The organism is Vibrio sp. RC586 (assembly GCF_000176715.1).
GTDB lineage: Bacteria > Pseudomonadota > Gammaproteobacteria > Enterobacterales > Vibrionaceae > Vibrio.
Map to the genome: position 1 here is coordinate 199,803 of NZ_ADBD01000005.1, position 13,321 is coordinate 213,123.

A 13,321-nucleotide genomic window follows, 5' to 3' on the forward strand; every position below is an offset into this window, starting at 1 on the left:
GTTATACGGTGGGGCTACTCAGATCACTTATTCAAACTCATGCATTTAAAAAGGGATACAGTTCAGACTTTTAGCGGGTAAAGATTGTTCACTGCGTTAAACAGAACAATAATTCCTATAACTGTTTGGTAAACCTGTTGTGACGTCATGGACTCGACCTACACCATCATCATTGCTGATGACCATCCCCTGTTTCGCAATGCGCTGTTTCAATCGGTGCACATGGCGATCAGCGGTGCCAATTTGCTGGAAGCAGATTCACTTGATGGTTTGTTGCATCTACTCAATAAGGAGTCGGAGCCAGATCTGCTCCTACTCGATCTGAAAATGCCCGGTGCCAATGGCATGTCAGGCTTGATTCACCTACGTTCTGAATATCCCGATTTACCGATCGTAGTGATCTCCGCCAGCGAAGAACCCAGTGTCGTTTCGCAAGTCAAAAGCCACGGGGCATTTGGTTTCATTCCGAAATCAAGCGATATGCGCAGCCTGATTGCAGCACTCAATCAGGTGCTCAATGGCGAGCCTTATTTTCCCGCACATCTGCTGGTTGATGGCTTTGTCGGCAATGATTTAGCCGAAAAAGTGGCCGCACTTACGCCGCAGCAGTATAAGGTGCTTGGAATGCTTTCGGATGGACTGCTCAACAAGCAGATCGCTTATGAACTGAATGTGTCGGAAGCGACCATCAAAGCGCATATGACGGCGATTTTCCGCAAACTTGGGGTGAAAAATCGCACTCAAGCGGTGATCTTGCTAAAAGAAATGAGCGAGTGATCCACTCGCTCATTTCTGCTTACTCGCGCTATACCCAAACACCTTGGCGTTGCCGATAGGCGGCAAGTGAGTGAATCCCCATGAGCATAGATACGCTATGTGATTGGGGGGGAAGGAAAACCGCTACACGACTACAACTTCGAAGAGCAAGAGGATCGTTACTCGGCCTCTTCTTGTAGCTCTTCCTCGGGCGGTAAACGCAGACCGATTTTGGTCACTTTCCAATCCACCACATCAGCGACTACCCATTGCAAACCATGCCATTCGAAGTAGTCCCCCAACACTGGGGTTTCGCCTAAGTGCTCTAAGACCAGATCTTTGAGCTTAGCGTCTGCCTCAAGCTCGCCCAAATCCAGACCGTACAATAAAGCCACATCTTGCAACTTCGCCTCAATATCAAGGAAAAAATCCCCAAAGAAGCGGACTAGTGACGCTTTTTCTGGCGCTTCACTGAATAGGCGACTCAACGGCTCAAGATCGCACTCCTGTGCCATCACACATATGGTGTCACCTTCACACAACTCGGTACTGCCTGATGGGTGCAGCAGTTGATTATCACGAAACACTGCGGCAATCCGCGTCCCTTCTGGCATAAACAGATTGCGCAACGGCTCACCGATACACCACTTATCGGCTTTCAGTTTATAGATAAACAGCTCCCACTCACTGGTCGGATAAATTTCCACACCAGTGCGTGAAATGGGCTCCGGTTTCGGTGGCAGTTCAACTTTGGCTAGAGTCATCGCTTTGGTTAGCGTTCCCCCCTGCACCACCAACGACACCATAACCACGAAAAACGCGAGGTTGAAGTAAAGCTGAGCATTCGGCAAACCCGCCATCATTGGGAACACGGCTAAGATGATTGGCACTGCGCCACGTAAGCCAACCCAAGAAACAAACCATTTCTCACGCGCGGTAAAGCTCTTAAACGGGGCTAAGCCAATCCATACCGCCATCGGGCGAGCGAAAAGAATCATCCCCACCGCCAACGCTAAACCGGGCAGCGCAATCTTCATCAATTCCGATGGAGTAACCAATAACCCCAACACCAAGAACATGCCAATTTGCGCTAGCCACGTCATGCCATCGAGCACATTAAGAATCACGTGTCGACTACGGGTTGGGCGATTACCGAGCAATAAACCAGCCAAGTAGATCGAGAGAATGCCACTGCCCCCTAATGCGTTGGAAAGGGCAAAAATCATTAAACCACCGCTCACCGCTAAAATGGAGTACAAACCTTCTGGCAGTTGATTGCGATTAATCAACCACCACAAAATCCAGCCCCCGACTAAGCCGAGTAGAGCACCTACACCAAATTGTTGTACAAAACTGAGCAGTAAAAATCCCGCACTGAAATCCGTTTCCGCCGTGCCAAGCACAGCGATTAAGGTCACGGTCAAAAACACCGCCATCGGATCGTTAGTACCGGATTCGATTTCCAACGTGGCGCCAACCCGCTCATTGAGGCTACGCCCTTTGAGTAGTGAAAATACTGCCGCCGCATCGGTAGAACCAACAATCGCGCCCACTAACACACCTTGCAGCAAGCTCAAATCAAACAACCACATTGCGAGCAAACCAGTAAGCAAGGTGGTTACAGCAACGCCTAAAGTCGCCAATGATACGGAAGGCCAAAATGCCACGCGAAAGCTCGCTACTCGGGTACGCATTCCACCATCAAGCAAAATGATCGCCAGAGCAAGGTTACTGACTAAATAGGCAACGGGATAATTATCAAAAGCAATTTTTCCAATCCCGTCTTCACCAGCCACCATTCCCACCGCGAGAAACACCAATAAAATCGGGATGCCCAATTTTGAGGAAACAGGGCTAAGCAATACGCTGATGCCAATCAACAAGGCACCTATCATAAAAAAACTGTTAATCGTAACGGCGTCCACTCTCCCTCCCAATCTGTTAACGGATTGTCTTGTTTTATCAAATCATTTGAACGTCTATTGTGCACGAATTTGTGACATTCATAAGAAAAGTTTATGTAAACAAATCATCCTTTACCGAGCTTTTTACTAGTAAATTCATCTCTAACGCATTGCCTCTTATACTTTTGGCTAAGTTAACATTTGATTAACATCCCGTTTTTCACCTTACCTCCCTAAAAGTCGCTTGGTACTAAGTGAAGCACGCCACGAATAGCTCACTCACTACTCAAGAGAGGAACCCGATTCTGAGCCCAGTCGCACTCAAGCACATAGTGCCTGTGTCACTTAACCACTCTGTTGACTAAGCTATCGGTTTCTCATTGTTTTTATTGCGTTCTACCCCGACTAAAGTTGCACAGATCCCTTGCTATTCGGCTGCTAACCTAAGAGACGTAACATTGTGTTAACACCTCTAACGGGACAACGAAAAGGAAGGAGAAGGCCATGGCGTTCGAATCATCAGAACAAGCTCAAGCCTACTGGAAGGAAAACTTGGGGATCATGGGCTCACTGCTTGCAGTGTGGTTTTTAGTCTCATACGGCGCAGGGATTTTATTTGTCGATGCGCTCAACACGATTCAATTTGCCGGGTTCAAACTCGGGTTCTGGTTCGCGCAACAAGGTTCTATCTACACCTTTGTTGCCCTGATCTTTATCTATGTTGCGCGCATGAATGCGCTCGACAAGAAATACAACGTACAAGAAGACTAAGGGGCTGAACATGGATATTCAAACCTGGACGTTTATTCTGGTCGGTATCACTTTTGCGCTCTATATCGGTATTGCGATTTGGGCGCGTGCGGGGTCGACCAGTGAGTTCTATGTCGCGGGCGGTGGCGTTCATCCAGTTGCCAACGGTATGGCGACCGCTGCGGACTGGATGTCAGCGGCTTCTTTCATTTCAATGGCTGGCATCATCTCTTTTATCGGCTATGACGGCACCGTTTACCTAATGGGTTGGACGGGCGGTTATGTGCTGCTTGCACTTTGCCTAGCCCCTTATCTGCGTAAGTTCGGTAAGTTTACTGTGCCTGATTTTATCGGGGATCGTTACTACTCAAGAACCGCGCGTATGGTTGCCGTATTCTGTGCCATCTTCGTGTCGTTCACTTATGTTGCAGGCCAAATGCGCGGTGTAGGCGTGGTGTTTGCGCGCTTCCTCGAAGTCGACATCAACGTTGGTATCGTGATCGGTATGGCAATCGTGTTCTTCTATGCGGTTATGGGCGGCATGAAGGGCATCACCTATACCCAAGTTGCGCAGTACTGCGTACTGATCTTCGCTTTCTTGGTTCCAGCGATCTTTACTTCACTGATGATGACCGGCAACCCAGTTCCACAAATCGGTTTTGGTTCTACCCTCTCAGGCACTGACCAGTATCTGCTGACCAAGCTAGATGGTTTAACCCAAGAACTCGGATTTACTGCCTATACCGACGGCTCGAAGAGTATGGTTGACGTGTTCTTCATCTGTGCGGGCTTAATGGTGGGTACTGCGGGTCTGCCTCACGTAATTATCCGCTTCTTCACCGTACCAAAAGTGTCGGATGCACGTATCTCTGCCGGTTGGGCACTGGTGTTTATCGCCTTCTTGTACACCACAGCCCCTGCGGTAGCAGCATTTGCTCGCATGAACATGATTGATACGTTGAACGGCCCAGATCTCCAAGGTGTACCTGCGGCTGAAGCACCAACGTGGTTCCACAACTGGGAAAGCACTGGTCTGGTGAAATGGGAAGACAAGAACGGCGACGGACGCTTGTTCTACTCAGGCGATGCGCGCAACGAGATGACCATCAATAACGACATCATCGTTTTGGCTTCACCTGAAATTGCCAAACTACCAAACTGGGTTGTCGCTCTACTGGCAGCGGGTGGCCTTGCGGCAGCACTCTCTACCGCAGCGGGTCTGCTACTGGTTATCTCAACCGCGATTTCTCATGACTTGTTGAAGAAAGGCTTTAAACCCAACATGACCGATAAACAGGAGTTGCTCGCCGCACGGGTTGCTGCAGCGCTTGCTATCGTCGGTGCCGGTTATCTGGGTATTAACCCGCCCGGATTCGTGGCTCAGGTGGTAGCCTTCGCCTTCGGTTTAGCCGCTTCCTCCTTCTTCCCAGCCATCATTCTTGGCATCTTCTACAAGAAGATGAACAAAGAAGGGGCGATCAGCGGTATGTTGGCAGGTATTACCTTTACCGCGGCTTACATCATCTACTTTAAGTTCATTAACCCAACCGCGAGCGTTCCAGCCAACTGGTGGTTCGGTATCAGCCCAGAAGGCATTGGTACACTCGGTATGTGCTTGAACTTTGTGGTAGCGATTGTCGTGAACAAATTCACTGCAGAAGTCCCTGCAGATGTACAGGAAATGGTGGAATCCATCCGCTATCCAAAAGGCGCGGGCGCGGCTCACGACCACTAATGCTTAAAATGTACAGAGCTAAAGAATGGTAGGGATTCTACTAGCAAAAAGCCCGAGACAACTGCTCGGGCTTTTCTTTTTCCTCGCCTCTCCTGAGTAACGCGCTCATAAAATGAGTGCGTTGCTGGAGCCGTAAACTTCACTATGCTTTAGCGCTCGCTACCGCAAAATTTGGGTTTACCGCAGTCAGCTTTTTGATCAGGTAGTTGAGCAATACACCATACATAGGCACAAACAGACCTAAGCTAATGATGAGCTTGAAAGTGTAGTCCACCAATGCGATTTCAGTCCAATGCTCAGCCATAAATGGATCGCTGCTTTGGTAGAAAGCGATCGAGAAGAAAGCGATAGTATCCAGCGCATTACCAAACAGAGTCGAACAGGTTGGCGCAACCCACCACTGCTTCATTTGACGCAAGCGGTTAAACACGTGCACATCCAGTATTTGTCCAAGCAGGTACGCCATAAAGCTTGCAATCGCAATTCGCGCGACAAACAAATTGAACTCACTCAGCGGTGCTAAGCCTTGATATTGGCCTTCAAAAAACACCACGGAAAGCAAGTAAGAGACCGCCAATGCAGGGAGCATCACAAAAAAAATGATTTTACGTGCTAAGCCAGCACCAAAAATACGTACGGTGAGATCGGTGGCTAAAAAGATAAACGGAAAAGTAAATGCGCCCCACGTAGTGTGGAAACCGAAAATGGTAAACGGGATTTGCACCAGATAATTGCTTGACGCAATGATCACGAGGTGAAACAAAACAAGATAGCCAAGGGCTTTGCGCTGCTGCGCAGGGGTAAAGTGATTCATACTGTACCTTTTTAGTTTGGTTTGGGGGCGAGGGAACCCAAATTGGAAGCACGCTTCCGGCTCAAATTTTACGTGGTTGGCCAACGGCCAATTCACAAGGGCGGCGATTATATCCCAAACGCTATTGGGTGCAAGGGTATTTCTTGAACAAATAATGATGCCGTTTCCCATTCATTCATGATCTTTTTGCCAAGCAACTTTAGCGAGCAAGCTATAGCAGAGCTTGAGAAGATCCTGTAGATCGTGCTACTCTTCGCCTCCATTTTTCTGGCTGAAAAATCATCCAATCTGGATCCAGCCAGTGCTATCTTTAAATCATTGCCAGCTAAGGCAAAGACTCAATCCCAACCTAAGTGGAACCGAATCGATGGGCAAAGGTACTCTTTATATCGTTTCTGCACCCAGTGGCGCAGGCAAATCGAGCTTAATTGCAGCCCTGTTGGAGCAAAATCCAACCTATGCAATGAAAGTGTCGGTCTCACATACCACACGTGGTATGCGCCCAGGTGAACAAGATGGCGTTCATTACCATTTTGTCGAAAAAGAGCACTTTGAAGAGCTGATCGGCAAAAAAGAATTCCTCGAATACGCTGAAGTGTTTGGTAACTACTACGGCACTTCACGGGTATGGATTGAAAACACGCTCAATAAAGGGATTGATGTGTTTCTCGATATCGACTGGCAAGGCGCGCGTCAAATCCGCACCCAAATGCCAGAAGCGAAAAGCATCTTTATCCTGCCGCCTTCCAAAGAAGAGCTGGAACGCCGCTTAAATACGCGCGGCCAAGACAGCGAAGCGGTCATTGCTAAACGCATGGGTGAGGCAAAATCAGAAATTTCCCATTACCGCGAATACGATTACGTCATCATTAATGATGATTTTGATGTCGCGTTAATGGATTTCAAAGCCATCATTCGTGCAGAAAGATTGAAGCAGGACAAGCAAGCTGCTAAATATAGCTCTATGCTTTCTGCTCTGTTGGCGGATTAATAAGCCAACGTGGGTTATAAGCTCAGCCCGTTGCTAGAATCTCAACAGGTTAGGCTGTATACTTTCTCGTCATTCAACTTATCAGTTAACTAAATTTTGGAGTTCTCATGGCACGCGTAACAGTTCAAGACGCTGTTGAAAAAATTGGCAACCGTTTCGACCTAGTTCTGGTTGCGGCTCGCCGCGCTCGTCAAATGCAATCTGGCGGTAAAGATGCTCTAGTGCCGGAAGAGAACGATAAGCCAACGGTTATCGCTCTACGCGAAATCGAAGAAGGGCTGATCACGAAAGATGTTCTGGATGCACGTGAGCGTCAAGAACAGCAAGAGCAAGAAGCGGCAGAGCTGGCTGCAGTTAGCAGCATCATGCACAACCGTTAATCACCAATCGCGATTTAACCCGCCGGGCCTGAAATTTGTATCTATTCGATAGTCTAAAAGACGTTGCCCAAGAATACCTCACAGAGCCTCAAATTGAGGCTCTGCGCCAATCTTATGTGGTAGCCAGAGATGCCCATGAAGGGCAAACCCGCTCAAGCGGCGAACCTTATATCATTCACCCTGTTGCTGTGGCACGGATCCTCGCTGAGATGCGTCTCGACTTGGAAACACTACAAGCGGCACTGCTGCATGATGTGATTGAAGATTGTGATGTCACCAAAGAAGACTTAGATGCCCATTTTGGCAACTCAGTCGCTGAATTGGTGGATGGGGTTTCTAAGCTCGATAAGCTCAAATTTCGCGATCGCAAAGAGGCTCAGGCGGAAAACTTTCGCAAAATGGTGTTGGCCATGGTGCAGGATATTCGCGTTATCCTGATCAAGCTGGCTGACCGCACGCATAACATGCGTACACTCGGTGCACTGCGTCCGGATAAAAAGCGCCGCATTGCCCGAGAAACCTTAGAAATTTATGCTCCCCTCGCCCATCGTTTGGGTATCCATAACATCAAAACCGAGCTCGAAGAGTTAGGCTTTGAAGCGCTCTACCCTAACCGTTATCGCGTCCTCAAAGAGGTGGTGAAAGCCGCGCGTGGTAACCGGAAAGAGATGATCCAACGCATCCACAGTGAAATCGAAGGTCGTCTGCAAGATGTGGGCTTACCCGCTCGCGTAGTCGGTCGTGAGAAAAACCTGTTCTCCATCTACAACAAGATGAAAACCAAAGAGCAGCGCTTTCACACCATTATGGATATTTACGCGTTTCGCATCGTGGTAGACACGGCGGATACTTGCTATCGCGTATTGGGTCAGGTGCATAGTTTGTACAAGCCACGCCCAGCACGGATGAAAGACTACATTGCCGTCCCGAAAGCCAACGGCTATCAATCGCTGCACACTTCCATGGTTGGCCCCCACGGTGTTCCCGTAGAAGTGCAGATCCGTACCGAAGATATGGATCAGATGGCAGATAAAGGGGTGGCGGCACATTGGTCGTACAAAGCCAATAGTGAACGAGGCGGCACCACTGCGCAGATTAAAGCGCAGCGTTGGATGCAAAGCCTGCTTGAGTTACAGCAAAGTGCGGGTAACTCCTTTGAATTTATCGAAAACGTCAAATCCGATCTGTTCCCAGATGAGATTTACGTATTCACCCCCAAAGGTCGTATCGTTGAACTGCCGATGGGCGCCACTGCGGTCGATTTTGCCTACGCGGTACATACCGACATCGGGAATACTTGTGTGGGTGCGCGAGTGGATCGCACGCCGTATCCGCTCAGTCAGTCACTGAAAAGTGGTCAGACGGTCGAAATCATCAGCGCACCAGGCGCACGTCCGAACGCGGCATGGCTCAACTATGTGGTGACATCCCGCGCGCGTACCAAAATTCGCCAAGTGCTGAAAACCATGCGCCGCGAAGACTCGATTACTCTGGGCCGTCGCCTGCTTAACCATGCTTTAGGCGAACATTCGATCAACGAGATTGCACCTGAGAACATCAGCAAAGTCTTGGGTGACCTGAAAGTCGCGTCGATGGATGACCTGTTGGCCGCCATTGGTTTGGGTGAGTTGATGAGTATCGTTATTGCGCGTCGCTTACTAGGCAATGCTGATGAATTGTCCGAAAGCAGTAAACATGACGGCAGTAAAAACAAACTGCCAATCCGTGGCGCAGAAGGCATTCTGCTCACCTTCGCCAACTGTTGTCACCCGATCCCAGACGATCACATCATCGCTCACGTTTCACCGGGCCGTGGATTAGTGGTGCATCGAGAAACCTGTCCTAACGTACGCGGTTATCAAAAAGAGCCAGACAAGTACATGGCAGTGGAATGGACTAAAGATTACGATCAAGAGTTCATTACTGAGCTGAAAGTGGATATGCACAACCGCCAAGGTGCATTGGCTGAACTGACCAATGTGATCTCCAAAACGGGCTCGAATATTCATGGCCTGTCAACGGAAGAACGCGACGGTCGCTTGTACACAGTCACCGTTCTGCTCACCACCAAAGATCGGGTGCACTTAGCTGGCATCATGCGTAAAATCCGCACCATGCCACACGCGCTTAAAGTGCGTCGCCGTAAGAACTGATCAAGACCAAGAGAGGGGTAAACCCGCGTTTCATGCCTCTCTTGGGCAATTTTTCCTGTACAAAAACACAGCTCGATGTTTGAATAGCCGTTAAGTCAAATGGTTAGATCAAACGCGCATGTCACAACTACTCTCAGCGATTCCTCTTTGTGAACTCTCCGGTGTCGGGGCCAAAGTCGCCGAAAAACTGGAGAAAGTCGGTTTGCACACTGTGCAGGATCTGCTGTTTCATCTTCCGCTCCGTTATGAAGATCGCACTCGCGTTTATCCGATAGTCCAACTGCACCACGGTTTATGGGCGGCAGTACAAGGCAAAGTGATGGCGGTCGATACCCTGTTTGGCAAACGCAAAATGCTTACCGTGAAAATCAGTGATGGCAACGGCACGCTGACGCTGCGCTTTTTTAACTTCACGGCAGCGATGAAAAACAACTTTGCGGAAGGCAAGTTTGTTCATGCTTATGGGGAAATCAAACGCGGTAATCAAGGCTTAGAGATCATCCATCCTGACTACAAATTCTTTGCCCCTGCACAAACACCCGATGTTGAACCCAACTTGACTCCGGTTTATCCGACCACCGAAGGGTTACGCCAACTCACCCTACGTAATCTCACCGACCAAGCGTTAGCGCTACTGGAAAAATCTGCGGTGCAAGAATTGCTGCCTTCTGGGCTTTACGATCAGCAAATGACCTTGGCCCAAGCGCTGAAAATCATTCATCGCCCATCGGCGGATATCGATTTACGTCTGTTTGAACAAGGGCGGCATCCTGCGCAAGTTCGGCTGATCATGGAAGAGCTACTGGCACAGAATCTCTCGATGCTGGCCATTCGCAGCCAAGGCCAGCAAGATGTGGCCTTGCCACTGCCCCCCCCCCCCCGTCCACCAACTCAAGCAACAACTGTTGGCACAACTGCCCTTTTCCCCCACTAAGGCGCAGCAGCGCGTGGTCGCCGAAATCGAAGCGGATTTAGCCAAGCCGCATCCTATGATGCGCTTAGTGCAAGGCGATGTCGGCTCAGGCAAAACCTTAGTCGCAGCGCTTGCGGCCGTTCGTGCGATTGAGCATGGCTATCAGGTGGCCTTAATGGCCCCCACTGAACTGTTGGCCGAACAGCACGCACTTAATTTTGCGCAGTGGCTTGAACCCATGGGCATTCAAGTGGGATGGCTCGCGGGTAAGCTCAAAGGCAAAGCGCGTGAAACGGAATTAGCACGTATCGCCGGTGGCGAAGTGAAAATGGTGGTCGGCACCCATGCGTTGTTCCAAGAGCAAGTCTCGTTTGACCACCTTGCGCTGGTCATTATTGATGAGCAGCATCGCTTCGGTGTACATCAGCGTTTAGAGCTGCGCGAGAAAGGCGCGAAACAAGGTGCGTATCCGCATCAGCTTATTATGACGGCGACGCCCATTCCACGCACTTTGGCGATGACGGCTTATGCCGATTTGGAAACCTCAGTGATTGATGAGTTGCCACCCGGGCGTACTCCGATTCAAACCGTAGCGATTCCGGATACCAAACGCGATGAGATTGTCGAGCGCATTCGCCACGCCTGCCTCAATGAAGGCAAGCAAGCGTATTGGGTGTGTACTTTGATTGATGAATCCGAAGTGCTGGAAGCGCAAGCGGCCGCAGAAACGGCCGAGGAACTGCAACGTAAACTGCCCGAAGTCAAAATCGGCTTAGTGCATGGCCGGATGAAACCGGCTGAGAAGCAAGCGGTAATGCAAGCGTTTAAAAATAACGAGCTACATCTGCTCGTCGCCACCACAGTGATTGAAGTTGGCGTGGATGTGCCCAATGCCAGCTTGATGATCATTGAAAACCCCGAGCGTTTGGGGCTGGCTCAACTACATCAGCTACGTGGGCGTGTTGGGCGTGGCACTGTCGCCAGTCATTGTGTGCTACTGTTTCATGCACCACTTTCCAAAACCGCACAAAAACGCTTAGGTGTTCTGCGTGAAAGCAATGACGGCTTCGTCATCGCGCAGCGCGACTTAGAAATTCGTGGCCCAGGTGAGCTATTAGGCACCAAACAGACCGGTTTGGCCGATTTCAAAATTGCCGATCTGGTACGCGACCAACAACTGGTTCCGCAAGTGCAACGCATCGCACGCCATATCCATGAGCGCTACCCACAGAATGCACAAGCCATCATCGACCGTTGGTTAGGCGAACGCGATATTTACGCCAAAGCTTAGCTTTTGATCCTCATCAAATCGATCGGAAACCTCGCGAGCAAACGTTTGCTTTCTTAAATAAAACCTCTATAATCGCCGCCATTTTCTGGTAGACGCAAACGTTTACCTCTCTACCTAGAGCAGAGTCTGATTAACAGCAATCACAGATGCGGCTTCTGCTCCACCTTAACCACCCATTCAGCGTGCACAAGGTGTTACTGACCATCAGGAAAATCGTTATGGCACAATCCACTTCGCGTAAGGCAGATCTAGTCTATCAACTCAATGATCGTCCACCTCTACCACAAACTGTCTTTGCCGCTTTGCAACATCTTTTGGCGATGTTTGTCGCGGTGATAACGCCATCACTGATCATTTGCCAATCCCTTGGTGTGCCTGCGGAGCAAACCAACACCATCATCAGCATGTCACTGTTTGCTTCGGGTTTGTCATCCTTTATTCAAATCCGCACCTTTGGCCCAATTGGCTCAGGTTTGCTTTCCATTCAAGGCACCAGCTTTAACTTCTTAGGCCCAATTATTGGTGCAGGACTCGCGCTCAAAGCCGGTGGGGCGAACATCGAAACCATGATGGCCGCGATTTTCGGGACGATTTTGGTCGCTTCATTCGCTGAAATTTTACTTTCTCGCGTCCTGCAATTTGCCCAACGCGTGATTACGCCGCTGGTCTCTGGGATTGTGGTGACCTTGATTGGCCTGACGCTAGTACAAGTTGGTTTGATTTCAATGGGTGGCGGCTACGCTGCGATGGCGGAAGGCACTTTTGGTAGCCTTGATAAACTCGCACTGGCTGGAACCGTATTAGCGATCATTGTGCTGCTGAACCGAGCGCATAACCCTTACGTACGTGTGGCTTCGATTGTGATTGCGATGCTGGTGGGTTATGTGATGGCGTACCTAATGGGCATGGTCAATACCGACAACTTGGCGGAAACCCAGCTCATCGCACTACCTATCCCGATGCAATACGGTTTGGGCTTTGACTGGTCGCTGTTTATTCCTCTAGTGCTGATTTTCCTCATCACCGCACTCGAAGCGATTGGTGATATTACTGCGACTTCCGAAGTCTCTGGTGAACCCGTGAAAGGCCCCGTATATATGAAGCGCATCAAAGGTGGCGTACTGGCGGATGGCATCAATTCCGCATTAGCCGCGGTGTTTAACAGCTTCCCGAACTCAACGTTCAGCCAAAACAACGGCGTGATCCTGCTGACCGGCGTTGCCAGCCGTTATGTGGGTTACTTTATTGCGGGTATGCTAGTGCTGCTTGGCTTATTCCCCGGCGTAGCAAGCTTTGTTCAATTGATCCCAGAACCTGTACTCGGTGGTGCGACCATCGTAATGTTTGGTACGATTGCTGCCGCAGGCGTACGCATCATCTCTCGTGTCGACTTAGATCGCCGCGCGATTCTGATCATGGCACTGTCTTTCTCGATGGGTTTGGGTATTGCACAAAAACCAGAAATTCTGCAGTTTATGCCTGAATTTATTAAGAATTTATTCTCTTCAGGTGTCGCGGCTGGCGGCATTACTGCAATTTTGCTTAACCTGCTGCTGCCCGAAGTGCGCCGAGATGAAAACGCCGCTTCGGTAACCGAAACGGCGCAAGAATCAAACTAACGGTTTATTCAGGGC

General features: G+C 49.7%; 9 protein-coding genes and 1 pseudogene. 8 read left to right on the top strand and 2 right to left on the bottom strand.

The genetic code is table 11. The features are described from left to right. Positions 1-147: 147 nt before the first annotated feature. Complete coding sequence (locus tag VOA_RS14595) at positions 148-777, top strand: response regulator (RefSeq protein ID WP_000378645.1); 630 nt, start codon at positions 148-150, stop codon at positions 775-777. 158 nt (positions 778-935) lie between these two features. Here the strand turns inward: VOA_RS14595 and VOA_RS14590 are convergent, their stop codons facing one another. Beyond that, the gene (locus tag VOA_RS14590) at positions 936-2,681 is read right to left on the bottom strand and encodes a potassium/proton antiporter (RefSeq protein WP_000340302.1); all 1,746 of its coding nucleotides are present in this window, start codon (positions 2,679-2,681) and stop codon (positions 936-938) included. A gap of 483 nt (positions 2,682-3,164) precedes the next feature. Here VOA_RS14590 and VOA_RS14585 point away from each other — a divergent pair, with 483 nt between their 5' ends. Continuing rightward, entirely contained in the window at positions 3,165-3,431 is a 267-nt protein-coding gene (locus tag VOA_RS14585) for a DUF4212 domain-containing protein (protein WP_000863676.1), read from the top strand. Between the two features lie 10 nt (positions 3,432-3,441). Further along, positions 3,442-5,145 (top strand): sodium:solute symporter family protein, encoded by a 1,704-nt coding sequence (locus tag VOA_RS14580; protein ID WP_000354553.1) that lies wholly within the window; start codon positions 3,442-3,444, stop codon positions 5,143-5,145. Between the two features lie 142 nt (positions 5,146-5,287). Here the strand turns inward: VOA_RS14580 and VOA_RS14575 are convergent, their stop codons facing one another. Then, positions 5,288-5,959, bottom strand: coding sequence for a 7-cyano-7-deazaguanine/7-aminomethyl-7-deazaguanine transporter (locus VOA_RS14575; protein WP_001015352.1), 672 nt, complete (start codon positions 5,957-5,959; stop codon positions 5,288-5,290). 367 nt (positions 5,960-6,326) lie between these two features. On the opposite strand from VOA_RS14575, the gene gmk reads away from it, so the two are divergent. The 5 genes and pseudogenes from gmk (at position 6,327) to VOA_RS14555 (ending at position 13,306) form a co-directional block, all read left to right on the top strand. Next, a complete protein-coding gene (gene gmk / locus VOA_RS14570; protein ID WP_000515788.1) occupies positions 6,327-6,950 on the top strand; it encodes a guanylate kinase in 624 nt (207 codons plus the stop codon). A gap of 107 nt (positions 6,951-7,057) precedes the next feature. Then, on the top strand, positions 7,058-7,330 hold the full coding sequence (gene rpoZ, locus VOA_RS14565; RefSeq protein ID WP_000135052.1) for a DNA-directed RNA polymerase subunit omega: 273 nt from the start codon (positions 7,058-7,060) through the stop codon (positions 7,328-7,330). A 35-nt stretch (positions 7,331-7,365) separates the two neighbouring features. Then, positions 7,366-9,483 (top strand): bifunctional GTP diphosphokinase/guanosine-3',5'-bis pyrophosphate 3'-pyrophosphohydrolase, encoded by a 2,118-nt coding sequence (gene spoT / locus VOA_RS14560; protein WP_009355764.1) that lies wholly within the window; start codon positions 7,366-7,368, stop codon positions 9,481-9,483. 118 nt (positions 9,484-9,601) lie between these two features. Continuing rightward, a pseudogene (recG, locus tag VOA_RS0117290) lies at positions 9,602-11,687 on the top strand (ATP-dependent DNA helicase RecG). Between the two features lie 218 nt (positions 11,688-11,905). Then, positions 11,906-13,306 carry a uracil-xanthine permease family protein gene (locus VOA_RS14555; RefSeq protein WP_000079403.1) on the top strand — a complete coding sequence of 467 codons (1,401 nt, stop codon included), beginning with the start codon at positions 11,906-11,908 and terminating at the stop codon, positions 13,304-13,306. The last annotated feature ends 15 nt before the right edge of the window (positions 13,307-13,321 follow it).